Source organism: Lentzea sp. NPDC037011 (assembly GCF_055607425.1).
Genome location: NZ_JBVJRT010000003.1, coordinates 127,215 through 149,524 on the forward strand (window position 1 = coordinate 127,215; position 22,310 = coordinate 149,524).

At 71.0% G+C, this 22,310-nt stretch carries 21 protein-coding genes and 1 pseudogene; 11 read left to right on the forward strand and 11 right to left on the reverse strand.

All coding sequences use genetic code 11. The features are described 5' to 3' along the window. From ACZ7CH_RS09145 to ACZ7CH_RS09160, 4 genes are all read right to left on the reverse strand, one after another. Positions 1–555, reverse strand: coding sequence for an EF-hand domain-containing protein (locus tag ACZ7CH_RS09145; RefSeq protein ID WP_360393655.1), 555 nt, complete (start codon positions 553–555; stop codon positions 1–3). A 107-nt stretch (positions 556–662) separates the two neighbouring features. After that, the gene (locus ACZ7CH_RS09150) at positions 663–857 is read right to left on the reverse strand and encodes a PspC domain-containing protein (RefSeq protein WP_360393658.1); all 195 of its coding nucleotides are present in this window, start codon (positions 855–857) and stop codon (positions 663–665) included. A 35-nt stretch (positions 858–892) separates the two neighbouring features. Further along, the gene (locus ACZ7CH_RS09155; RefSeq protein ID WP_360393661.1) at positions 893–1,504 is read right to left on the reverse strand and encodes a TetR/AcrR family transcriptional regulator; all 612 of its coding nucleotides are present in this window, start codon (positions 1,502–1,504) and stop codon (positions 893–895) included. A 29-nt stretch (positions 1,505–1,533) separates the two neighbouring features. After that, complete coding sequence (locus ACZ7CH_RS09160; RefSeq protein WP_470373521.1) at positions 1,534–2,919, reverse strand: class I adenylate-forming enzyme family protein; 1,386 nt, start codon at positions 2,917–2,919, stop codon at positions 1,534–1,536. Between the two features lie 52 nt (positions 2,920–2,971). On the opposite strand from ACZ7CH_RS09160, the gene lnt reads away from it, so the two are divergent. The 5 genes from lnt (at position 2,972) to ACZ7CH_RS09185 (ending at position 6,952) form a co-directional block, all read left to right on the forward strand. Then, on the forward strand, positions 2,972–4,513 hold the full coding sequence (gene lnt, locus ACZ7CH_RS09165) for an apolipoprotein N-acyltransferase (RefSeq protein ID WP_360393667.1): 1,542 nt from the start codon (positions 2,972–2,974) through the stop codon (positions 4,511–4,513). Then, positions 4,497–5,264 (forward strand): polyprenol monophosphomannose synthase, encoded by a 768-nt coding sequence (locus tag ACZ7CH_RS09170; protein WP_360393670.1) that lies wholly within the window; start codon positions 4,497–4,499, stop codon positions 5,262–5,264. Before lnt ends, ACZ7CH_RS09170 begins: the two co-directional genes overlap by 17 nt. A gap of 113 nt (positions 5,265–5,377) precedes the next feature. After that, positions 5,378–6,172: a MerR family transcriptional regulator gene (locus tag ACZ7CH_RS09175; RefSeq protein ID WP_470370303.1), complete on the forward strand. Its 795-nt coding sequence runs from the start codon at positions 5,378–5,380 to the stop codon at positions 6,170–6,172. Between the two features lie 10 nt (positions 6,173–6,182). Continuing rightward, a complete protein-coding gene (locus tag ACZ7CH_RS09180) occupies positions 6,183–6,476 on the forward strand; it encodes a hypothetical protein (RefSeq protein ID WP_360393676.1) in 294 nt (97 codons plus the stop codon). Continuing rightward, positions 6,476–6,952, forward strand: coding sequence for a TspO/MBR family protein (locus ACZ7CH_RS09185; RefSeq protein ID WP_458431637.1), 477 nt, complete (start codon positions 6,476–6,478; stop codon positions 6,950–6,952). The genes ACZ7CH_RS09180 and ACZ7CH_RS09185 overlap by 1 nt, the downstream gene beginning before the upstream one ends. Here the strand turns inward: ACZ7CH_RS09185 and ACZ7CH_RS09190 are convergent. Then, a complete protein-coding gene (locus ACZ7CH_RS09190; protein WP_360393682.1) occupies positions 6,949–7,398 on the reverse strand; it encodes a DUF4383 domain-containing protein in 450 nt (149 codons plus the stop codon). The genes ACZ7CH_RS09185 and ACZ7CH_RS09190 overlap by 4 nt on opposite strands. Before the next feature lie 326 nt (positions 7,399–7,724). On the opposite strand from ACZ7CH_RS09190, the gene ACZ7CH_RS09195 reads away from it, so the two are divergent. After that, positions 7,725–13,190 carry an ATP-binding protein gene (locus tag ACZ7CH_RS09195; RefSeq protein WP_470373522.1) on the forward strand — a complete coding sequence of 1,822 codons (5,466 nt, stop codon included), beginning with the start codon at positions 7,725–7,727 and terminating at the stop codon, positions 13,188–13,190. A gap of 61 nt (positions 13,191–13,251) precedes the next feature. Continuing rightward, the gene (locus tag ACZ7CH_RS09200; protein ID WP_470373523.1) at positions 13,252–13,965 is read left to right on the forward strand and encodes a DUF2625 family protein; all 714 of its coding nucleotides are present in this window, start codon (positions 13,252–13,254) and stop codon (positions 13,963–13,965) included. A 74-nt stretch (positions 13,966–14,039) separates the two neighbouring features. Here the strand turns inward: ACZ7CH_RS09200 and ACZ7CH_RS09205 are convergent. Next, a pseudogene (locus ACZ7CH_RS09205) lies at positions 14,040–14,861 on the reverse strand (5'-nucleotidase); the annotation flags it as partial. 42 nt (positions 14,862–14,903) lie between these two features. Then, the gene (locus tag ACZ7CH_RS09210; protein WP_470373524.1) at positions 14,904–15,197 is read right to left on the reverse strand and encodes a YiaA/YiaB family inner membrane protein; all 294 of its coding nucleotides are present in this window, start codon (positions 15,195–15,197) and stop codon (positions 14,904–14,906) included. Between the two features lie 104 nt (positions 15,198–15,301). Between ACZ7CH_RS09210 and ACZ7CH_RS09215 the strand changes: the two genes are divergently transcribed. Both ACZ7CH_RS09215 and ACZ7CH_RS09220 read left to right on the forward strand, forming a co-directional pair. Continuing rightward, complete coding sequence (locus ACZ7CH_RS09215) at positions 15,302–15,616, forward strand: DMT family transporter (RefSeq protein WP_360393694.1); 315 nt, start codon at positions 15,302–15,304, stop codon at positions 15,614–15,616. Positions 15,617–15,658: 42 nt separating this feature from the next. Further along, positions 15,659–16,018, forward strand: coding sequence for a DMT family transporter (locus ACZ7CH_RS09220; protein WP_360393748.1), 360 nt, complete (start codon positions 15,659–15,661; stop codon positions 16,016–16,018). Here ACZ7CH_RS09220 and ACZ7CH_RS09225 read toward each other — a convergent pair. From ACZ7CH_RS09225 to ACZ7CH_RS09235, 3 genes are all read right to left on the reverse strand, one after another. Further along, the gene (locus ACZ7CH_RS09225; RefSeq protein ID WP_360393697.1) at positions 15,911–17,248 is read right to left on the reverse strand and encodes a glycosyl hydrolase family 18 protein; all 1,338 of its coding nucleotides are present in this window, start codon (positions 17,246–17,248) and stop codon (positions 15,911–15,913) included. The two genes, ACZ7CH_RS09220 and ACZ7CH_RS09225, sit on opposite strands and share 108 nt — an antisense overlap. 115 nt (positions 17,249–17,363) lie before the next feature. After that, a complete protein-coding gene (locus ACZ7CH_RS09230) occupies positions 17,364–18,101 on the reverse strand; it encodes an SDR family NAD(P)-dependent oxidoreductase (RefSeq protein ID WP_360393700.1) in 738 nt (245 codons plus the stop codon). Further along, positions 18,098–20,065, reverse strand: a complete 1,968-nt coding sequence (locus tag ACZ7CH_RS09235) for a serine/threonine-protein kinase (protein WP_470373525.1) — start codon at positions 20,063–20,065, stop codon at positions 18,098–18,100. Before ACZ7CH_RS09235 ends, ACZ7CH_RS09230 begins: the two co-directional genes overlap by 4 nt. 135 nt (positions 20,066–20,200) lie before the next feature. Between ACZ7CH_RS09235 and ACZ7CH_RS09240 the strand changes: the two genes are divergently transcribed. Continuing rightward, positions 20,201–20,875 (forward strand): Clp protease N-terminal domain-containing protein, encoded by a 675-nt coding sequence (locus tag ACZ7CH_RS09240; RefSeq protein WP_470373526.1) that lies wholly within the window; start codon positions 20,201–20,203, stop codon positions 20,873–20,875. Here ACZ7CH_RS09240 and ACZ7CH_RS09245 read toward each other — a convergent pair. After that, positions 20,829–21,797: a helix-turn-helix transcriptional regulator gene (locus tag ACZ7CH_RS09245; RefSeq protein ID WP_470373527.1), complete on the reverse strand. Its 969-nt coding sequence runs from the start codon at positions 21,795–21,797 to the stop codon at positions 20,829–20,831. The two genes, ACZ7CH_RS09240 and ACZ7CH_RS09245, sit on opposite strands and share 47 nt — an antisense overlap. A 94-nt stretch (positions 21,798–21,891) precedes the next feature. On the opposite strand from ACZ7CH_RS09245, the gene ACZ7CH_RS09250 reads away from it, so the two are divergent. Next, complete coding sequence (locus ACZ7CH_RS09250) at positions 21,892–22,302, forward strand: VOC family protein (RefSeq protein WP_360393712.1); 411 nt, start codon at positions 21,892–21,894, stop codon at positions 22,300–22,302. Positions 22,303–22,310 lie beyond the last annotated feature (8 nt).

Genomic DNA, 22,310 nt, shown 5'->3' on the forward strand with positions numbered 1-22,310 from the left:
TCAGTCCAACGACCCCAGCAGCCAGTTGCCGGCCGCCGCGGGGTCCTCGGAGAAGTAGAACTCCCGGATGGCCGCCAGCAGCGCGTGCGTGCACAGCAGGCCGTCGTCGTCGGAGAGCAGGTCGTGGATCATCCGGGCATCGGCCTCGGAGAGGTTCATCAACGCGCCGGTCCACTTCACGTGCTCGTCGACGGTCAGCTTGCCGTCGCCGTCCCCGTCGGCGATCGCCATCACCGCGTCCAGGAACGGCACGTACCCCTCGTCGAACGACTCCGGTGTCTCCAGCAGGCCGTCCGCGAACGCCTTCTTGTACTCGTCCACGCTGATCCGGCCGTCGCGGTCGGTGTCAGCGGCCAGCGAGAGCTGCTGCCACAACCCGGTCAGCGTCGCGCGGAATCGCACCGCCCTCGGCTCGTCATCACCCAGGCCGAACGCCCTCGTGGTGCGCAGTCCCGCGGTGGTGAAGTCATCGCACCCGATGAACCCGTCGCCGTCGGCGTCGTAGGTGCGGAACCGACGGGCCAGCTTGCGGTCCAGGAAGGCGGTGATCTCCATGGGCATCCTTCTACCGCATTTCGAACACGCCCTCCACCACCTGCTCTTTCACGCACGACGCGACCCACGCGCCGGGCTGCTGCGCGTGGGTCTGACGAGGGCGTCGATCAATAGCCGCGGCTGGGCATGATCACCCAGAGCACGAGGTAGACGACGAACTGAGGTCCGGGCAGGAGGCACGACAGCACGAACAGAAGGCGCACCGTGCTCGCCTTCATGCCCCACCGCTGGGCGAGCCCCGCGCACACACCTGCGATCATCCGGTTGGTCCTGGGCCTGCTCAAAGCAACTGTCGTGGTCATAGCTCCACAATGCTCCCGCCGGTCCGTTCGTTGCATCAGGGACAGCCCTGGGATACCCCTGACAACTGGTCGACGAACCTCAGGCACGTGGCGCGCATGGTGTCGACGGTCATGGACCTGGACCCGGCGAGCACCTGCAGCGCCAGCCCGTCGAGCATGCTGACCAGCATGTTCGCCAGCTCCACCGGGTCGTCGCCGGTCCGGATCTCCCCGGTGTCCTGGCCGTCGCGGAAGATGCTCGCGACGATCTCGCGCCACTCGCCGTAGAAGCGCTCGTTGAGCTCCTGCAGCTCGGGGCTGCGGATCGCCTCGACCCACAGCTCGGCCCAGATCTTCCACGCCTCGACCGTCTCCGCGCCCTGCGGCAGGTAGGACTCGACGACCATGCGCAGCCGCGACAACGGCGGCTCGTCGGACTCGAGGATCCAGCGGCGGCGCTTGAGCGACTGCTCGAAGCAGTGCTCGAACGCGGCGTCGGTGAGCTCGCGCTTGGTCTCGAAGTAGTAGTGGACCGTGCCGCCGGACACGCCGGCGTCTCTGGCCACGTCGGACACCCGGAGGTGGCGGAAGCCCTCGGCGGCGATCACCTTGCAGGTGGACGCGAGGATCTGCGCCTTGCGTTCGGCTTCCACGCTTGGACGGGGCATCCGTCACCTCCATGACTTGCTTCGAGACCTTACCGAAGCAACGCGCGCAGCCGGCGCTTGTCGACCTTTCCCACCTGCGTCAGCGGCAGACGGGGTACGACCGTGACGCCACGTGGTGCATAGAGATCGCCCAGTTCGGCGACAACGGCCTGCTCCACCTCGTGGAGGTCGAGCTCGTGGCCGTCCTCCACCACGACGAACAGGTGCACCGCCTCGCCCCACCTCTCGTCCGGTGCCGCCACCGCCGCGGCCTGCCGGACGCCGGGCAGCGTCACGAGGAAGTCGTCGAGCAGCCGCGAGTAGACGTTGTCGGAGGTGCGGCCGGTGACGATCACGTCCTTGCTGCGGTCGTCGAGGTAGAGGTAGCCGTCCTCGTCGAAGTGGCCCACGTCGCCGGTGTTCAGCCAGCCGTCGCTGGTCTCGCTCAGCGGCGGCTCGCCCCAGTAGCCGCGCATGACGTGCGGGCCGCGCACCCACACGTCGCCGTCGCGCACCTCGACCTCCATGTCCGGGTTGGGCTTGCCGACGGTGCGCAGCGTGTGCGGCTTCGCGAGGTCGACGGCCGTCGCGGGCATGAACGCGATCGCCATGGCCTCGGTCATGCCGTAGCCCTGGTACACCACCGGCCCCCAGCGCTCGACCGCCTGCCGGAGGCGTTCCGGTGCGAGCGGGGAACCGCCGAGGCCGATGCTGAGGAACTGCGGTCCTGGGCAGTCCGGGTGGTCCAGCACCTCGTACATCATGGGCGGCACGAAGAACGTCGCGTTGACCTGCTCGTCGCGGGCGAGCCGCACGAACGCGTCCGCGTCGAACACCGAGGGGCCGAGCACGAGCTTCGAGCCGGTGACCAGCGCCCCGACCGAGGCGCCGGCACCGCTGCCGTGCGTGATGAGCGTGCTGCACAGCATGGTGAGCGACGGCGTGTGGCCCAGCGCCTCCCAGCGGCTCGTCGAGCGCGGGCCGTGGACGGCGAGCTTGGGCAGACCGGTGGTGCCGCCGGTGTAGCTGACCGTGGTGAAGTCCGGCGCCGGGGTTCGCTCGACCGGGTCGCCGGGCAGCTCCGCGAGGTCCCAGCCGGTGAGGCGGGTGCTGAAGCCGGGGTCCACGACGACCGCCGCGACCTCCGCCTTCTCGATCAACGCCGCCAGCTCGCGCTGACCCGGCTCCGGTGGCACGTACACGAGCCGGGCGCCCAGCAGGTGCACGGCCACGGTGAGCAGCAGCGCCTCCGGGGTGTTGCCGATGAACACCGCCACGCCGTCACCCCGGCCGATCCCGCGCCGGGCCAGCCCGTCGGCCAGCCGGAACACCAGGTCACGGGCCTGGCCGCGGGTCAGGCGGGTGTCGCCGCCGATCACCGCCTCCCGTTCCTGCCCGGTCGCGAGGCGGTTGAGGACGAGGTCGACGTAGGTCATGGACCCTGTCTACTCCGGCTCCTCGTAGGCTGAACGGGTGGTAGCACCCCCGATGGCGCCCGATTCGCCAGAATCGCCGGAAAAGCCCGCCCGTCGCAAGCGGTTCAGCGGGTCCGTGCTGCTGCGCGTGCTCCTCGCCGTCGCCGGTGGCGTGCTGGTCTACCTGAGCTTCCCGCCGCGGCCGCTGTGGTTCCTGGCGCCGGTCGGGTTCGCCGTGCTCGCGTACGTGCTCTACGGCCGTCGTGCGCGCGCTGGGTTCGGATACGGCCTGTTGTTCGGTCTCGGGTTCATGGTGCCGTTGCTGCGGTGGACCGGGGAGTTCGTCGGGCTGGTCGCGTGGCTGCCGCTGGCGTTCGCGTGCGCGCTGATGATCTCGATCGGCACGACCGCGATGGCGTTCACCTCCCGGCTGCCCGCCTGGCCGCTGTGGGCGGCGTTCCTGTGGGCGGCGGACGAGGCGCTGCGCGAGGTGTTCCCGTTCGGCGGCTTCACCTGGGGCAAGATCGCGTTCGGGCAGCCGGAGGGCTGGTTCCTGCCGCTGGCCGCGCTCGGGGGCGCGCCGCTGGTGTCGTTCGCGGTCGTGCTGACCGGGTTCGGGCTGTTCTGGCTGACCAGGAACTGGAAACTCGGCCTGCCGCTGCTCGTGGTGCCGCTGGTGGCCGGGTTCGGCGTGCCGGTCGGGGTGGACGCCTCCGCGGGCACCGTCACGGTCGCCGCGGTCCAGGGCAACGTGCCGCGTGCGGGGCTGGACTTCAACGCGCAGCGCCGGGCCGTGCTCGACAACCACGTCAAGAAGACGGTCGAGCTGGCCGACGACGTGGCCGCCGGCCGGGTGAAGCAGCCCGACGTCGTCATCTGGCCGGAGAACTCCTCCGACATCGACCCGTTCCGCAACGCCGACGCCAAGGCGGCGATCGACAGCGCGGCGAAGGCGATCAAGGCGCCGATCGCGGTCGGGGCCGTCGTGGTCGACCGGGGCGACGGGCTGCCGCGCAACCAGGTGGTGCTGTGGGACCCGGAGAAGGGCGCCACGGACACCTACACCAAGCGCAAGCTGCAGCCGTTCGGCGAGACGATGCCGATGCGGTCGTTCTTCCGGCTGTTCTCGTCCGATGTGGACCGGGCGGGCGTCTTCCAGCCGGGCACCGACCCCGAGGGCTTCCGGATGGGGCCCGCGCGGGTCGCACTTGACACATGTTACGAAGTGGCGTTCGACTCAGTTGTCCGCGACTCCGTGACGGCGGGCGCGACGATCATCGCGATCCCGACGAACAACGCCACGTTCGGTCGCACGGAGATGACCTACCAGCAGCTTTCCATGTCACGGGTGCGTGCCGTGGAGCACGGCCGGGCCGTGGTGGTGGCCGCTACCTCGGGGGTCAGCGCGATCGTGCGGCCTGACGGCTCGGTCACGCAGAAGACCGGCCTTTTCGTGCCCGGCGCACTGGTGGCGGAACTGCCCCTGCGGTCACAGACTACGCTGGCGACCTGGCTTGGAGCCTGGCCCGCGTGGGTGTTGACCGCTGCGGGCCTTGTCGCGTTGGCGCTGGGCTTCACACGACGACGGAAGGACTCGAATGGCGCAGCAGCCTGACCAGGAACTCGGGCAGGTGCTGGTGGTGATCCCGACCTACAACGAGCGGGACAACATCGGAAAGATCGTCAAGAGGCTGCACGCGGCACTGCCCGACGTGCACGTCCTGGTGGTCGACGACGGCAGCCCCGATGGCACCGGCCAGCTCGCCGACGAGATGGCGGCCGCTGACCAGCGCGTCCACGTCATGCACCGCACGGAGAAGGCCGGCCTCGGCGCCGCCTACGTCGCGGGTTTCCAGTGGGCGCTCGACCGCGAGTACGGCGTCGTGTGCGAGATGGACGCCGACGGCTCGCACGCCCCCGAACAGCTGCACCGGCTGCTGGACGCGCTGCCGCAGGCCGACCTGGTGATCGGCTCGCGCTGGGTGCCCGGTGGCGAGGTCGTCAACTGGCCCGTGCAGCGCGAGGTGCTCTCCCGCGGCGGTTCGCTCTACTCGCGCATCGCGCTGGGGGCGAACATCCGCGACATGACCGGCGGGTTCCGCGCCTTCCGCGCGGACACGCTGCGCAAGCTGAACCTGGCCTCGGTCGCCTCGGCCGGCTACTGCTTCCAGATCGACCTGCTCTGGCGCACGATCGAGCTCGGCTTCCGCGTGCGCGAGGTGCCGATCACGTTCCGCGAGCGCGAGTACGGCGAGTCGAAGATGAGCGGCAACATCGTCCGCGAAGCGCTCATCAGGGTGACCAAGTGGGGGCTGCGGCGGCGCGGCAACCAGCTCAAGGAGCTGTTCGGCGGCAAGAAGAAGTGAGGCGGGCCCGTCCGGAGTGGACGGGACCCCGACGGCCCCCGGCGTCGCGCCGGGGGCCGTTTTCGTGTCCGGGGCGATACGATTCAGAACCGATGCGACGGGACGTGGGGTGAGTGGTGGAGTGGAGTGCGGGCGCGGTGGCCCGGATGCTCGGCGTCTCGCCGACGACCCTGCGCACCTGGGACCGCCGGTACGGGCTCGGTCCGAGCACGCGGGCGGAGGGCAAGCACCGCCGGTACAGCGAGAACGACGTGGCACGGCTGCGGCGGATGGTCGAGCTGACCACGTCCGGTGTCGCGCCGGCCTCTGCCGCGGCGACCGTGGTGCCGGCGACGTCGGACGACCTGGACTTCGAGGGTGCCGCGACCAGGCTCGACGCCGTGGAGATGCGCCGCGTCGCGGTCGACCTCATCGCCCGGCACGGCGTGGTGCACGCGTGGGACGTGGTGCTGGCGCCGTTCCTGGTGGAGCTGGGGGAGCGGGTCACGGCTTCGGCGTCGGGGGTCGAGGTCGAGCACTTCGCGAGCGCGAGCATCGGTGACGTGCTGCGGGCGTCCGCGGTCGCCGGTGCGCCGTCGGCCCTGCTGGCGTGCGCGCCGGACGAGCAGCACAGCCTGCCGCTGGACGTGCTGGCGGCGGCGCTCGCGGAGCACGGGCACGCGGCGCGCAACCTGGGGGCGCGGGTGCCGGGGGACGCGTTGACGAGCGCGGTGGAGGTGCTGAAGCCGCGGGTCGTCTTCGTGTGGGCACACGATCGGGTGTATGCCGAGCAGGTACCCCTGGCCGAGCTCTCGGCGGTGCCGGTGCTGGTCGGCGGGCCGGGGTGGGCCTCGATGACGCTTCCGCCGGGCGTTCAGCGGGTCGACACGCTGGCCGCCGCGGTTGAAACGATTTTGAATCGAATCTAGTCTGGTCGGCGTGAGCCTCGCCGATCGCATGATCCGTCTGCTGTGGGCGGCGGGTGACGAGGCCGTCGCCGAACGGGTCGTGCGCGCCCACTGGCGCGCGTTGCCCTCCGACGACGAAGCCGGGCGGGCCCTGCGGTCGCGCCTGGTTGAGGCGCTGCTGCGGGAGGTACCCGGCAAGGGCGCCGAGATCCGGCGCGCGGTGCTGGCCGACGAGGTGTCGCTGCTCGGCGCCGCGGAACGGGCGGCCCCGAGCCGCGCGACCGTGCTCGCCATCGTCCGCGCCCTGCCTGTGGGGAGTTGTTGATGACCGCTCTGCCCGTGCGCCACCACCCCGTGCGCGTGCTGCTCGTGTTCGTCGCCGCGGTCGTGGTGACCGCCGTCGTCGGCTCGCTGTTCTCCGTGTCGGCGGGAGCGGACTACCAGGCCCTGCAACGGCCGTCGTGGGCGCCGCCGCCGTGGCTCTTCGGTCCGGTGTGGACGGTGCTCTACGGGCTGATCGCGCTGTCGGGCTGGCTGGCGTGGCGCGCCGGTGCCGGTCGCGGCGAGCTGACCCTGTTCGGCGTGCAGCTGGTGCTGAACGCACTGTGGACGCCGTTGTTCTTCGCGCTCGGCTGGTACGCGGTGGCGGTGGTGGAGATCGCGCTGCTGTGGCTGTCGATCGCCGCTCTCGTCGTCGTGTTCTGGTCGCGCAGCAGGGCCGCCGCGCTGCTGCTGGTGCCCTACCTGGCGTGGGTCAGCTTCGCGGCGGCCCTGAACATCGCCATCGCCGTCGCGAACTAGCTGGTGGGTGTGTGGCCCGCGGAGGTGTAGTCGCCGCGGGCCCGTTCCCCGATGGTGAGACCGATGGCCAGCAGGACCATCGCGGCACCGAGGCCGAGGTGCAGCCAGTTGTCGGCGGTGTTGACGGGCAGGACGTTCGCGCGGGTCTGCTCGCCGACCGCGGAGCCGTAGACCCACAGCAGGACGTAGATCCCGCCGCCGACCACCAGGAACAACCGGGCGGCACCCGCCGTCCTCGCCATCAGCAGGCCGATGATCCCGAACGCCAGGTGCACCAGGTTGTGCAGCACGGACACGGCGAACAGCCCGAACAGGAGCGCGCCCGAGTGGTGGCCGGCGAAGGTCAGCTGGTCGTAGTGGCTGGTGATGCCGGGGATGAACCCGAGGACGCCGACGAGCAGGAACGCCCCGCCGACGACCCTGGCTGCCGTTTGCACAGGTTTCATGTGCCTGACTACCCCGCCACCGCCGGAACGAACTCGTGCGGCACCTCCGTCCCCACAGGTGCGGAGCGCCGGGTGGCTCCTGGGCGATCACTCCACCGCGGACTGTGACCGTCATCACGCCGCCGCTGGCGGGCGCGGTCGTGAATTGAGACACGGGGCTCAAGTGAAGCTGTGCTGAGGACCTGGTGCCTTGTTGGTTTCATACAAAGCACGCTGCTCAACTCGCTTCGCTCCAGCGGTTTTGTTACCGGGTAGTAGACGAGAGTGTGTACATCGATTGGGCGGCGACTGCCGCTGAGGTTGTCTGTCCGCGAGGAGAGAAGTCGTTGTTCAGTCGTGTAGCGATCGTCAACCGCGGGGAAGCCGCTATGCGGCTGATCCACGCCGTCCGTGAGCTCGCCGCCGAGTCAGGGGAACGGATCGAGACCGTTGCCCTGTACACCGATGTCGACAAGTCGGCGCCCTTCGTGAGGGAAGCCGACCTCGCCCACAACCTCGGCCTGGCGGCCGATCGTCCGTACCTCGACCTCGGGGTGCTGGAGAAGGCGCTCGTCGAGACCGGGGCCGATGCCGCGTGGGTCGGCTGGGGCTTCGTCGCCGAGATCCCCGAGTTCGCCGAGCTGTGCGAGAAGGTCGGGGTCACCTTCGTCGGTCCGTCAGCCGATGCCATGCGCAAGCTGGGCGACAAGATCGGCTCCAAGCTGATCGCCGAGGAGGTCGGGGTCCCGGTCGCACCGTGGTCGCGCGGTGCCGTCGAGAACCTCGAACACGCCCTGAAGGTGGCCGAGGAGGTCACCTACCCGCTGATGCTGAAGGCGACCGCGGGTGGTGGTGGCCGCGGCATCCGCAAGATCACCTCGCCGGAGGAGCTGGAGGAGAACTTCGACCGCACCAGCATGGAGGCCGAACGTGCGTTCGGCTCCGGCGTGATGTTCCTGGAGCGCCTGGTCACCGGCGCCCGGCACGTCGAGGTGCAGGTCATCGCCGACGGCCAGGGCACGGCGTGGGCGCTGGGCGTCCGCGACTGCTCGGTGCAGCGGCGCAACCAGAAGATCATCGAGGAGTCGGCCTCCTGCGTGCTCGCGCCGGAGCAGGTCGACGAGCTCAAGGCCTCGGCCGAGCGGCTCGCGAACGCCGTCGGCTACCGCGGCGCGTGCACCGTCGAGTTCCTCTACCACCCCGGTGAGAAGCTCTTCGCGTTCCTGGAGGTCAACACCCGCCTGCAGGTCGAGCACCCGATCACCGAGATCACCACGGGCTTCGACCTGGTCAAGGCCCAGCTGCACGTGGCGGGCGGCGGCAGGCTCGAAGGCGCCAAGCCCGCCGAGCTCGGCCACGCCGTCGAGGCCCGCCTCAACGCCGAGGACCCCGACCGCGACTTCGCGCCGTGCCCCGGCCGGATCGTCCGCCTCGAACTGCCCGCCGGTCCCGGCATCCGCGTGGACACCGGTGTCGCCGAGGGCTCGCAGATCCCCGCCGACTTCGACTCGATGATCGCGAAGATCATCGCGTACGGCCGCGACCGCGACGAGGCGCTCGGCAAGCTGCGCCGCGCCATGGCCGAGACCACGGTCATCATCGAGGGCGGCACGACCAACAAGAGCTTCGTGCTCGACCTGCTCGACGAGCCCGCCGTGGTCGACGGCTCCGCCGACACGTCGTGGATCGACCGGGTCCGCTCCGAGGGCGGCCTGATCTCGCACCGCCACTCCGCCATCGCGCTGGCCGCCGCGGCCATCGAGGTGTACGAGGACGAGGAGCAGATCAACCGCACCGAGCTGCTCGCCTCCGCGCACGGCGGCCAGCCGCGTACCAACCACGAGGGCGCGCGCAAGCTGGAGTTCGTGCTGCGCGGCCAGCCCTACGTCGTGACCGTGGCCCGCGCCGGCGCCACCAGGTACCGCGTCGGCGTGTCCGCGGCCGACTCCGACGTCGTGCTGTCCGCCGACGTCGACGTCGAGCGCTTCGACCACCACGTCGGCCAGATCACCGTCAACGGCACCCGGTTCCGCGTCGTCACCGGCACGTCCGGTGTGGTGCACCAGGTCGAGGTCGACGGCGTCACCCACCGCGTCACCCGCGACGAGGGCGGTGTGCTGCGCTCGCCGATGCCCGCGCTGGTCGTCGCCACGCCGCTGGAGGTCGGTGCCGAGGTCGAGGCCGGCGCTCCGGTGCTGGTCCTCGAGGCGATGAAGATGGAGACGGTGCTGCGCGCGCCGTTCCGCGCCCGGCTCAAGGAGCTGAACGTCGTCGTCGGCACCCAGGTGCCCGCCGGTGGCGCGCTGCTCAAGCTGGAGGAGGTCGAGGACGACGCGGGCGCCGTGCAGGTGCAGAAGCCGGAGTCCGCGGTCGAGCTGGAGATGCCCGCGCCGCAGACCGGCGTCCCGGCCGAGCAGCTCGCCGCACGGGGCCTCGACGACCTGCGCAGCCTGCTGCTGGGCTTCGACACCACCGCCGCGGACACCGAGCGGGTGCTGGCGGGCTACATGAGCGCGCGGGAGGACCTGGCGGAGCGGCCACTGGTCGCGGAGGCGCAGCTGCTCAGCATCTTCGCCGACCTGTGCGACCTGTCGCGCAACCGCCCGGCCGGCGAGGAGACCAAGCCGGAGAACCACATCCACTCGCCGCGCGAGCACTTCCACACCTACCTCAAGACGCTCGACGCCGACCGCGCCGCGCTGCCGGCGACGTTCCGCGAGCGGTTGCAGCACGTGCTGAGCCACTACGGCATCACCGAGCTCGACCGCACGCCGGAGCTGGAGCAGGCGGTGTTCCGCATCTTCGTCGCGCTGCGCCGGGGTGTGTTCGACGCCGCCGTCGCGACGACCCTGCTGCGCCGCTGGGTGGAGGAGGCGCCGCCGGTCGAGTCGGAGCGGGTGCGGGTCGGCCTGGTTCTGGAGCACATCGTCGCCGCGACCCAGGTCCGCTACCCGCAGGTGGCCGACCTCGCCCGCAGCGTCGTGTTCACCTGGTTCGCGCAGCCGCTGGTGCGCCGCAACCGCGCCCGCGTGCACACCGAGGTCCGCAGGCACCTGATCCACCTCGACGCGCAGCCGCAGGCCGCCGACCGCGAGGACCGGATCGCCGCGATGGTCGCGTCGGCCGAACCGCTGGTGCGCCTGCTCGGCCAGCGCATCGGCAAGCCCGGCGCGGACAACACCCCGCTGCTGGAGGTGCTGGCCCGCCGCTACTACACCAAGAAGGCGCTGGAGAACCCGCGCGTGGACGGCGCGTTCTTCCTCGCCGAGAACGAGCCGGAGCAGACCCGCCTGGTCAGCACCGCCGTCGAGTTCTCGTCGCTGGTGGACGCGATCGGCGACATCGTCAAGCACGCCGACGGCAACCCGGTCGTGGCCGACCTCTACGTCAACTGGCCCGACGGTCCGTCCGAACAGGACGAGCTGGCCGCCGGTCTGGGTGCCGCGGTGGCCGCGCACCAGCTGCCGCCGACGATCACCCGCATCACCACCACCGTGGCCGGCCGCCGCGGTGAGTCGATGCACCACCACTTCACGTTCCGCCCGTCCTCGAACGGGTTCGCGGAGGAGAGGCTGGTGCGCGGGCTGCACCCGCGCATCGCCGAACGCATGCAGCTGGAACGCCTGCGCGAGTTCGACCTCACCCGCCTGCCGTCGGTGGACGAGGACGTCTACCTGTTCCGCGCGGTGGCGAAGACGAACAAGTCCGACGAGCGCCTCGTCGCGCTGGGCCAGGTCCGCGACCTGACGCCGCTGCGCGACGACGAGGGCCGGATCGTGGCGCTGCCCGCGGCCGAGGACGTGCTGGCGACGTGCCTGGACGGCATCCGCCGGGCCCGTGCGCAGGCCGGTGGCCGCACCCGCCTCGCGACCAACCGCGTGGTGCTCTACGCGTGGCCGCCGACCAACCTGCACTCGGCGGACCTGGACGCGATCGCGTCCCGCGTGCTGCCCACGACCACGGGCCTGGACCTGGAGGAGGTCCTGTTCCTGGCGCGGCGCAAGGACAGCGAGACCGGTGAGCTCACCGACATCGGCGTCCGCATCGCCACCGACGCGGGCTCGGGCGTGCGGTTCTCGTTCGTGCAGCCGCCGACCGACGCGATCCAGCCGCTCGACGACTACCGCCAGAACGTCCTGCGCGCCCAGTCGCGCGGCACGATCTACCCGTACGAGCTGTGCGACATGCTCGCGGGCGAGGGCGGTTCGTTCGTGGAGCACGACCTCGTCGACGGCGCGCTGGTGCCGGTCGACCGCCCGCGCGGCGGCAACAGGGCGGGCATCGTCGTCGGCGTGGTGACCACCCCGACCCCGGCCTACCCCGAGGGCATGAAGCGCGTGGTGCTGCTGGGCGACCCGACCAAGTCGCTGGGCGCGCTCGCCGAACCCGAGTGCTCGCGGGTGATCCACGCCCTGGACCTGGCGTCGTCGCTGTCAGTGCCGCTGGAGTGGTTCTCGCTCTCGTCGGGCGCGAAGATCTCGATGTCGTCCGGTGTCGAGAACATGGACTGGGTCGCGGCGGCGCTCAAGCGCATCGTCGAGTTCACCCAGGACGGCGGCGAGATCAACATCGTCGTCAACGGCATCAACGTCGGCGCCCAGCCGTACTGGAACGCCGAAGCCACGATGCTCATGCACACCAAGGGCATCCTGGTCATGACGCCGGACTCGGCGATGGTGCTGACCGGCAAGCAGGCGCTGGACTTCTCCGGCGGCGTGTCGGCGGAGGACAACTACGGCATCGGCGGCTACGACCGCGTCATGGGCCCGAACGGCCAGGCGCAGTACTGGGCCCCGAACCTGCGGGCGGCGTTCGCCGTGCTGCTGGCGCACTACGAGCACACCTACGTGGTGCCGGGCGAGCCGGGCCCGCGCCGGGTGTCCACTTCGGACCCGGTGGCGCGCGACGTCTCGTCGTACCCGCACGTGGCGGGCGACAGCCCGTTCACGACGGTCGGGGAGATCTTCTCGGCCGAGGCGAACCCGGACCGCAAGAAGCCGTTCGACATCCGCACGGTGATGCGCGCGTTGTCGGACCAGGACCACGTCGTCCTGGAGCGCTGGGCGGGCATGGCCGACGCGGACACCGCCGTGGTGCAGGACGTGCACCTGGGCGGCATCCCGGTGACGCTGCTGGGCATCGAGTCCCGCGGCGTGGCCCGCGCCGGTTTCCCGCCCACCGACGGCCCGGACACCTACACCGCGGGCACGCTGTTCCCGAAGTCGTCGAAGAAGGCGGCCCGCGCGATCAACGCGGCCTCGGGCAACCGCCCGCTGGTGGTGCTGGCGAACCTGTCCGGCTTCGACGGCTCACCCGAGTCGATGCGCCTGCTGCAGCTGGAGTACGGCGCCGAGATCGGCCGCGCGATCGTGAACTTCCGCGGCCCGATCGTGTTCTGCGTGATCTCCCGCTACCACGGCGGCGCGTTCGTGGTCTTCTCGAAGGCCCTGAACCCGTCCATGACCGTGCTCGCCGTCGAGGGCTCGTACGCCTCGGTCATCGGTGGCGCACCGGCGGCCGCGGTCGTGTTCGCCCGTGACGTCGACGGCCGCACGGCCAACGACCCGCGGGTGAAGAAGCTGGAGACGGCGGTCGCGGAGGCCTCCGGTGCTGAACGCGCGGCCCTGGCCGCCGAGCTGGCGTCGACGCGGCAGTCGGTGCGAACCGAGAAGCTGAACGAGACGGCGGCGGAGTTCGACCGGGTGCACAGCGTGCAGCGGGCGGTGGAGGTCGGGTCCGTGGACGCGATCATCTCGGCTGCCGAGCTGCGGCCGGCGATCATCAAGGCCGTGGAGGCCGGTCTGGCCCGCTAGTGCTTGGATGGAGGAGCCCCGGCGATCTCGCCGGGGCTCTTCTGCGTTCTGGGGGGCGGTCGTGCGGGACATCGCGGAGCTGACCGAGGTGGACGACCCCGGCTGGCCGGTGGTGGCGGAGGCGGTTCCCGCGTCGTGTGCGGTGCTGCCACCGGAACCGGGTGCCTGCCGGGCTGTGTTGCTGCAGCTGCAGGTGACCGTGCGGTCGTTGCTGGGCGCGGTGGTGCTGAACACCGGCGGTATGGTGCTGCACCACGGGTGGTTGCGCGTGTACGGCGGCTCGGGCGGTGCGTTGCCGAGCCTCGGAGAGGTCAACGGGTTTCCCGAGACCGTGGACCCGTCGTGGGCGCCCGCTGGCGGGCTGGTGCTCGCCCACGACGTGCTGGGTGGCGTGTTCGCGTTGAACGGCGCGGACTGCGGGCGGTTCGGCCGGCCGGGGGAGCCGGGGCAGGTCGTGTACTTCGCGCCGGACACGCTGGAGTGGGAGACCTTCGACGGCGGACACGGCGCGTGGCTGATGTGGATGCTCGACGGTGGGGTGGAGCGGTACTACGAGGGCATGTTCTGGCCGGGGTGGGAGGCGGACGTGGCGGCGCTCGGGCTGCGCGAAGGCATCACCGCGTACCCGCCGCTGTGGTCCGGGGAGGGCGCGACCGACGTCGCCGGGGCCACGCGGTCGCCTGTGCCGATGAGCGAGCTGCTCTCGTTCGCCGCGGACGCGTGCGGGCAGCTCGGCATCGCCGATCCGGGGCCGCTCGGCGAGGTGGCGGAGTAACCCGCGGTTGACGGAGACCGGCTGCCCCACGGTGCTGACGTTGGTCGTCGAAGAAGACGTGGGGCTTGGGCGGCATCGAGCACCTTGCGCTTCTCGATGCCGCCCAAGAAGAAGGCGTCGTTGACGGCGGTGATGCCCCATTCGTTCAGGCTGTTCAACGCACGTTCGTGTGCCGGGGCGTTCCTCGCCGTCACGATCGCGACGCGAAGTCTGACCCGGTACTCGGGCTCCTTCGCGCGTCGTTCTTCCTCCAGCAGCCGGATCCGGTTGATGTTGACCATGAAGTTGTGCAGGGGTCCTGGGTGGTGCGGACTGACCGCCCTGGTGACCTCGTACTCCTGGAAGCTCGGAAGACCGGCTTCGGCGTACACCTTCTCGGAGTCGTCGTCGGCGAGCACCCCGTCGAAGTCGAACGCGATACGGAGCTCGTCGTGGTCGTCGTCCTGGAACTCCGACTTGAGGACGTGTCCCGCTGCCAGGCCCTCCGCCACCGCCGCGGTGACGTCGCTCTTCTCCGCAGACAGGAAGAGGGACATGTTCAGCGCGGACATGTAGTCGTAGGGCGCTCTGCCCTGCTTGAAGATCGCGCGTGTGATCGGCAGCCCGTGGTGGGCGATGGAGCGCATGACGCGGATGCCCGTGTCCGGCGAGTTGCGGGACAGGACGATGACCTCCACCGGGGGACCGTCGGGACCGGCGAGGTCGTTCAAGGACAGCAGCCGGCGGATGAACGGGAACGCGACACCGGGCTTGAGCGGTTTGTGACGCCGTTTCCGCTGGTGCTCGCGGTAGGCCTCGACGCCTTTGCGCTTGAACACCGCATCGGACTTCTTGAGGTCGAACAGCGCGCTCGACGCGATGCCGACCACCAGTCTCCCGCTCAGGTCATAGGCCATGTGGTCCTATCGCCTGCCGATGTTCAGTCGTTTCAGCGGCGGTCAGGCCGCGTCCAGCTTGAACGGGTCGTGTTCCGCCAGCAGCTTGTCCAGCCGCGCGCGGTCCACGCGGCTCGCGATGTAGGTGTCCTCCTGCCGGTCCCTGATCACCTTGGCCAGCGTGAACGCCGACGTGACCGTGTAGAGCATCGCGATGCCCAGGAACGCCCGCACCCAGCCGTCGACCGGCAGGAACACGACCCCGATGCCGACGGCGGTGAGCGACAGGCCGAAGGACAGGACCGCCTGCACGTAGAAGGCGCTGGAGGTGGGGGTGCCAGCGGGCTTGGTGGTCATGCCGTCCAGCGTCCTGGGTCACACCGGGCCTGTCATGAGTACGGCTACTCATCCGAGCGGGACGGGGGCGAACCAGCGGAAGTTTTTCTGGTACGGTCGTACTAATGTACTGGGTGGTGCTGGTCGCGTCAGGAGTGCTGGAGGCCGTGTGGGCCACGGCGCTCGCCGCGTCGCGCGGGTTTCGCCGGCCGTGGCCGGTGGTCGTGTTCGCCGTGGCGATGACGTTGAGCGTCGCCGGGCTGGCGTGGGCGATGCAGGGCATTCCCGTCGGCACCGCCTACGCGGTGTGGGTCGGGGTGGGGGCCGTGCTCACGGTCCTCGTCGCGGTCGCGCGGGGTGAGGAGAAGCTCGGGGTCGCCAAGGCGGTGCTGCTGGCCGCGTTGATCGGCTGCGTCGCCGGGCTGAAGGTGGTGAGCTGAGTGCACTGGGCCGTGCTGCTGGTGAGCGCCGTGCTCGAAGCGGTGTGGGCGACCGCGTTGTCCGAACAGTCCTATGTGGTCTTCGCGGTGGCCACGACGCTCAGCATGGTGGGGCTTTCCGTTGCGATGAAACGGATTCCGGTCGGCACCGCGTACGCGGTGTGGGTCGGGGTCGGTGCCGCGCTGACCGTGACGTGGGCGATGATCACCGGTGCGGAAGCCGTCTCCGCCTGGAAGGTCGTCTTCCTCACCGGGATCATCGCCTGCGTCATCGGGCTCAAGTTCCTGAAGGGCTCAGGCGTTGAGCGTCCACCGCTGGTTGGCGGTGGCGGCGCAGTCCCAGAGCTGGAGCCTGGTGCCGTCCGCCGAGCTGGGGCCGGTGGCGTCGAGACAACGCCCTGAGGCCGCGTTGCGCAGCTGGCCGTTCGACTCGGCGGTCCACTGCTGGTTGCCGGCGCCCGTGCAGTCCCAGAGCTGCGTCACGGCGCCGTTGGCGGTGCCCGACGCGTCGAGGCACTTGCCCAGTGCGCGCAGCGTCTGACCGGTGCGGGTCCACTGCTGGGCGTTGGTGCCGTTGCACGTGTACAGCTGCACCGCCGTGCCGTTGGCCGAGCTCGCGCCCGCCACGTCCACGCACTTGCCGCCGTAACCGGTGATCGTGCCGCCGGTGGGCGGGTTCTGGGTGCCACCGCTCGCGGCCTCCCAGATCGCGTTGAGCAGGCTGGTGCTGCCGGTCGTGTCCTGGGACAGCTCCCAGTTCATGATGCCGCCGGCGTTCGACAGCGCCCACGTCGTCTTGCGCTTGATCGTGGGGATGCCGTTGTAGTAGTTGCCGTTGTAGCTGTCGCGGTTGGCATTGGCCGGGTCCTGCGCGACCAGGTCCTTGTAAGCGATGTAGGTCGGCCGGCTGTAGAACGGCACGCCCAGCACTGCCTTGCTCGCGGGCAGGCCGCGGCCCTTCCAGAAGTTGACGCTGTTGATCGACCAGTCGTAGTTCGCGTGCGGGTTGCCGCCGTCGTAGGCCATGATGTTCAGCCAGTCGACGATGCCGAACACCGCGGGCTGCACGCCGTTGGCCGTGCCGCCCTCGGAGACGACGGCCGCGGTCAGCAGCTTGCCCCGGCTGTGCAGCGCGTCGCCGAGCTGGCGCATCAGCAGGGTGTAGTTGTCACCCTCGGCGCCGGGGTCCGGGTACTCCCAGTCGATGTCGACGCCGTCGAGGTTGTACTGGTTCACCAGGCCGACCAGCGCGTTGACGAACGTCGTGCGGCCGTTCGCGCTCGCGGCGAGGACCTCGAAGTTGTCGTCGTTGCCGTCGTTCCAGCCACCGACCGCGATCGAGACCTTCACGCCGTTCTGGTGGCCGAGGCTCACCAGCTGCTGCAGCTTGCCGGGGTCGGGAACGCCCTGGAGCGTGCCGTTCGAGTTCGGCAGCACGAACGAGTAGTTGATGTGCGTCAGCTTGCCGTACTGGATGGAGCTGACGCTGCCGGACCACGACGGCAGGTAGCCGACGCTCTTGAACCCGGCCGGGTAGGCGGCTTGCGCGGCAGGCGCCGTGACCGTGATGGTCGCCGCGGCGGCGGCCAGCGCGAGGCAGGCCGAACCGAGGCGAGAGCGGAGTGAACGCATGTGCAGGGTTGCCTTCCACTAACGTCGAGCGCCCACAGCGACGGTAGTGGTCTAGACCGGTTGCCGGGAAGGTCGGCAGCCGACCGGAACTGGTTCCGGTCGTGGCAGCAGGGGATCAGCGCAGGTACGAGGCCCCGTTGACGTCGATGACCGTGCCGCTGGCCCACGTCGCGGCCGGGGTCGCGAGCCACGCGACGGCCGCCGCGACCTCCTCGGGTTCCGCGACCCGCCCGAACGGGCTCTGCCCGCGGATGGCGTCACCGGCGGGCCCGGCCAGCAGGTCCGTGACCATGTCGGTGCGCACGAACCCCGGCGCCACCGCCGCCACCGCGATCCCCTGCGGTGCCAGTGACTGCGCCAGCGACTGGGTCAAGGCGTGCAGCCCCGCCTTCGCCGCACCGTAGGCGGGCGCGTCGGGTTCGCCCCGGAACGCGCCGCGCGACCCCACGTTGATGATCCGCCCGCCCTCTGGCAGGTGCCGCACGGCGTGCCACGCCAGGTCGGCCGGCCCGTACAGGTTGAGCTCGACCGTGCGCCGCCACGCGTCCTGCCACTCGGCGAAGCTCGTCGCGGTGATCGGGTGCAGGAAGTACACGCCCGCGTTGTTCACCAGCACGTCGAGCCCGCCGAGCCGCTCGACCGCCTCGGTGACGACCTGCTCGGCCTCACCCGCGGCGATGTCGCCCCGCACGGTCACGTGGCCGTCGCCGGGCAGGCCCGCGGCCACCTCCGCGGCCTGCTCCGGGTCGCTGCGGAAGTGCACGGCGACCCGGTGCCCGTCGGCGGCGAGCGCGTGGGCGATTGCCGCTCCGATGCCCCGGGAGGCACCGGTCACGAGTGCGCGCCTGGTCACGGCGACTGACTGTCGATCATCCACTTGCCGTTCACCTGCACCAATGTGTACGTGTTGCGCTCGGTCGTCGTGACCGCCCCGCCCTTGCGGTACGTGAGCGTCGCTGCCACCACGTTGTCGCCTTGCGGCGCGAAGTCGGACAGGTCGACGCTGCTGAACTGGCCCCACCACTGCTGGTATTCCTGGAACGTCGGCGTCCTGGTCGCCTTGAACCTGTCCGTCAGCGTCGCGTACCCGGCTTCGAGGTTGCCGGGGATCAGCGCGTAGTACGCCGTCAGCGCTTCCTGCGCCGTGCCCGGCGTCGTCGCGGGCGGCGGGGTCGCGGTGTTCGGCGGGACGACCGGCGTGGTCGTCGTCTCCTGCGGGGTCGTGGTCTCCGCTGCCGTGGTGGTCGGCTGCTGTGACTGGGACTGCTGCGGCTGCTGCTGGGACTGGCTCGCCGCCGGCGGGTTCGCCGAGCCGGTCGGGTCGTTCCCCGCCTGCTCCCGGTCCCCCTTCGGCCACAGCAGGAACGCGCCGACACCCACCGCGATCACCAGGACGATGATGCCGAGGAGGGCGAGCGGGTTCCTGCGGCGTTCCTCCTCCTGGGCGGACGGGACGGGCGCGGCCGGGGTGGCGGGCTCAGGCCGTGCCGGTGCCGGAACGGGCTGCGCGGGTTCGGGCTGCGCGGGTTCGGGCTGCACGGGTTCGGGCTGAGCGGCCTCCGGCGTGGTCGCTGCGACCGCGGTCTTCTCCGGTGCCGCAACGGGTTCCGCGGGGGGCGCGGCAGGCTCCGCGGGGGGCGCGTCGGCGGTGTCCGCGGGCGGCAGCTCCACGGCGGCGGCTGCTTCCGGCTCCCCGGCTGCCGCGGCGGCGACCGCTGCCTCCGGCTCGCTCGCCTCCGCACCGGCCTTCCCGGCCTCGTCAGCGCCAGCCTCGTCAGCGCCAGCCTCGCCAGCGCCGGCCTCGTCAGCGCCTGCCTGGTCCGCGTCGGCCTTCTCCTGCTCGGCATCGGCCTTGCCCGGCGCCGTCAGACCCGCTGCCTCCGCCTGCGCCGCACCGGCCACGAGCCCGGCCGCCGCCGCACCGGCCGCCGCGGCGCCCGCCTTCTTCTGCTGCTTGGCCTTCTCCTCCGGCTGCGCCTCGACCGGCAGCTCCACCGTCGCCGGGATGACGACCGTGGCCTCGGACGCCTGCGGCGTTTCGTTCACGACGGCGGCCAGCAGGTGCACGGCCTCCTCCATCGTGGGGCGGCGCTCCGGGTCGGTGGCCAGCAGGCGGAACAGCACCGGCGAGAGCAGCGGGCCGGCGTTCGCGGGCGGCATGATCGAGCCGCTCGCCACGCGGTGCAGCATCGCGATGTGGTTGTCGGCCGCGCCGAACGGCGGCGTGCCCTCCACGGCGTTGTAGAGCGTGGCGCCGAGGGAGAAGACGTCGGACGGGAAACCGGCTTCCTCGCCGCGGGCGATCTCGGGGGAGAAGAACGCGGGAGTGCCGACCGTGCCGGTCGCGGTGGCGGTGCCGTCGTCACCGGTGGCGCGCGAGACGCCGAAGTCGGTGATCTTGACCTCCTGGTCGCCGATCAGCACGTTGCCCGGCTTCACGTCGCGGTGCTGGATGCCGTTGCGGTGCGCGGCGGCCAGAGCGGCGGCGGTGTAGCAGCCGATGCGGGCGACCTCGCGCGGCGGCAGGGTGCCCTGCTCGGCGATCACCGCCGCGAGGCTGCGCGAGGGGAGGTACTCCATGATCAGCCACGGCTGGCCGTCGTCCTCGACGGCGTCGTACACGCGAATCGCGTTCGGGTGCTCCAGCCGGGCGGCCAGGCGCGCTTCGCGCATGGCCCGGTGCTTGGCGCGGTCGATCTTGGAGTCGTCGAGTCCCGCCAGCACGAGCAGCTCCTTGGCTGCGACGACGCGGTGCAGGTTCTCGTCGTAGGCCTGCCACACGACACCCATGGCGCCCTGGCCGACTTTCGTCCTCAACCGGTATCGGCTCCCGATGAGCCGTTTGTTCTCCTCCACGACGTGTGCTCTCCCTGTCCCCTCGATCACCTACAAGTGTGACGGGCGACGCGATGTCGATTGACTGTAACCCCTACTGGGGGTACAGATGGGGTTATGCCTAAAGTCAACGTGTACCTGCCGGACGACCTGGCCGAGGCCGTCAAGGACCTCAACATCCCGCTTTCCGCGATCTGCCAGCGTGCACTCGAAGGTTCCGTCAAACGCATAGCCGCCATCCGGGCGGTGAAACCCGAAGACCTGGTGAGAGGGTCGGACCGGATCGAGAGCTTCACCCAGCGCGCCAAGGACGCCCTCCGGCTCGCCGTCGAGGCTGCGGGCGGACAACCGAGCGTGACCAGCGAACACCTGGTGGAGGGACTGCTGCGCGAAGGGGGGAACCTCGCGCTGGACGTCCTGCAGGCCATCGACATCGATCCCGCGACCCTGCGCCACACCTCCGCCTCCGAGGGCGCCGCTCCTGCCGGGCTGGCGGCCGACGCGGGGAACGCGCTGGAGCTGGCCGTCGTCGAGGCGATCGCACTGGGCCACAACTACGTGGGTTGCGAACACCTGCTGCTCGGTCTGGTCGCCGAACCGGAGGGGGCGGGCGGTCAGGTGCTGCGGGACCGCGGTGCCGACCTCAAGTCCACCCGGCGCGCGGTGCAGACGGCGCTCGCGGGCATCGTCCACCTCAAGAAGCAGCAGCAGAGCACGCCGGACGCGGCGAAGGTCCTGGAAATGATCATGAGTCGGCTGGCCCGGCTGGAGCGGCACGCGGGTATCGGCTGACCAGCTCCGCCCCGATGGCGGCCAGGTGGTCGCGGACGGACTCTGGCGACTCGACGGTGACCAGGCCGCCCCAGCCGGCGACGTTGCGCGCGAGGTCGAGCGGCCGGGGCGCGGTCAGCTCGACCCGCGTCCGGTCGCCGAGCTCCGCCACGACCGTGCAGTGACGGCCGTGCTGGTGCCGGAAGACGTCGAGGAACCGCGTCGGCACCACCAGCACGGCCGTGGTCTCCGCCCGCCTGCGCTCCACCTCCGTTACGACCGAGTCCCAGGCACCGGCGAGCTCGAAGCCGGCGGGACGGCTCGCCTGCTCGTCGGTCAGCGCCGCTTCCCGCACCCGGTCCAGCCGGAACGTGCGCTGACCGTCCGGCGTCCCGGCCACGAGGTACCAGGTGCCGTCCTTGTCGACGAGCCCCCACGGGTCGACCACGCGCTCGCTCGTCCCGGCACCGCGCTTCGCGTAGGTCAGCCGCACCTTCCGCTGCCGCACCACGGCCTCCTGCAGCGCCGTGACCAGCGCCGGCCGTTCGCCGGTGTGCTCGCCCCAGGCCGCGGTGTCGACGACGACCGCCTCCGCTGCCGCCTGCGCGTCGGCCCGGAACGTGCCCGGCAACGCCCGGACGAGCTTGCGCAGCGCCGACCTCACCTGCGGCGCGACGGCCGCCGCCGGTCCGGCGACCAGGAACAACGCCTGCGCCTCGGCCGCGGTGAGCCCGCTGAGGTCCGTGCGCGCGCCACCGACCAGCGACCAGCCGCCGCCCCGGCCCGGCTGCGGGTACACGGGCACCCCGGCCGCGGACAACGCCTCCAGGTCGCGCCGGGCGGTGGCCGTGGAGACCTCCAGCTCCTCGGCGAGCTCCGCGGCGGTCACCCGGCCGCGGGCCTGCATCAGCAACAACATGGCCACGAGCCGGTCTGCGCGCATGTCGACAGCTTCCCGGTCAAAGTGCTCAGAAGATGAGCACTTCACAGCCGAAGCTGGAGGACATCAGCAAGTCGGACCTGCGAAGGAGAACGAGATGTTGCGAGGCATGTCGACCGTGTCCTACTACGCCGACGACCTGGCGGAGGCGCGCGCCTGGTACACCGAACTGCTGGGCGTCGAGGCCTACTTCGAGCGCCGCACACCGGACGGGCTGCTGGCCTACGTCGAGTTCCGCATCGGCGACCACCAGGCGGAGCTGGGGCTGGTGCACCGCGGTTTTGAGGTCACGCCGTCGGACGGGCCGTCCGGGGCGGTCCTCTACTGGGCGGTGGACGACCTGCGGGCGACGCTGGACCGGCTGTTCGAGCTGGGGGCGGAGGTGCACGACGAACCGCGGGTGCGCGGCGAGGGGTTCGTGACGGCGTCGGTGGTCGACCCGTTCGGCAACGTGCTCGGCGTGATGACCAACGTCCACTACCTCGCGGTGCTGGCCGGGCAGGGGTGAGCCGGGAC

Excerpts from the sequence above, each read along its gene's own strand:
- ACZ7CH_RS09155 (WP_360393661.1), bottom strand. The coding sequence starts at position 1,504 with ATGCCCCGTCCAAGCGTGGAAGCCGAACGCAAGGCGCAGATCCTCGCG.
- ACZ7CH_RS09170 (WP_360393670.1), top strand. The coding sequence starts at position 4,497 with ATGGCGCAGCAGCCTGACCAGGAACTCGGGCAGGTGCTGGTGGTGATC.
- ACZ7CH_RS09215 (WP_360393694.1), top strand. The coding sequence starts at position 15,302 with ATGTACTGGGTGGTGCTGGTCGCGTCAGGAGTGCTGGAGGCCGTGTGG.
- ACZ7CH_RS09190 (WP_360393682.1), bottom strand. The coding sequence starts at position 7,398 with ATGAAACCTGTGCAAACGGCAGCCAGGGTCGTCGGCGGGGCGTTCCTG.
- ACZ7CH_RS09240 (WP_470373526.1), top strand. The coding sequence starts at position 20,201 with ATGCCTAAAGTCAACGTGTACCTGCCGGACGACCTGGCCGAGGCCGTC.
- ACZ7CH_RS09150 (WP_360393658.1), bottom strand. The coding sequence starts at position 857 with ATGACCACGACAGTTGCTTTGAGCAGGCCCAGGACCAACCGGATGATC.
- ACZ7CH_RS09185 (WP_458431637.1), top strand. The coding sequence starts at position 6,476 with ATGACCGCTCTGCCCGTGCGCCACCACCCCGTGCGCGTGCTGCTCGTG.
- ACZ7CH_RS09245 (WP_470373527.1), bottom strand. The coding sequence starts at position 21,797 with ATGCGCGCAGACCGGCTCGTGGCCATGTTGTTGCTGATGCAGGCCCGC.
- ACZ7CH_RS09145 (WP_360393655.1), bottom strand. The coding sequence starts at position 555 with ATGGAGATCACCGCCTTCCTGGACCGCAAGCTGGCCCGTCGGTTCCGC.
- lnt (WP_360393667.1), top strand. The coding sequence starts at position 2,972 with ATGGCGCCCGATTCGCCAGAATCGCCGGAAAAGCCCGCCCGTCGCAAG.
- ACZ7CH_RS09210 (WP_470373524.1), bottom strand. The coding sequence starts at position 15,197 with ATGACCACCAAGCCCGCTGGCACCCCCACCTCCAGCGCCTTCTACGTG.
- ACZ7CH_RS09225 (WP_360393697.1), bottom strand. The coding sequence starts at position 17,248 with ATGCGTTCACTCCGCTCTCGCCTCGGTTCGGCCTGCCTCGCGCTGGCC.
- ACZ7CH_RS09160 (WP_470373521.1), bottom strand. The coding sequence starts at position 2,919 with ATGACCTACGTCGACCTCGTCCTCAACCGCCTCGCGACCGGGCAGGAA.
- ACZ7CH_RS09250 (WP_360393712.1), top strand. The coding sequence starts at position 21,892 with ATGTTGCGAGGCATGTCGACCGTGTCCTACTACGCCGACGACCTGGCG.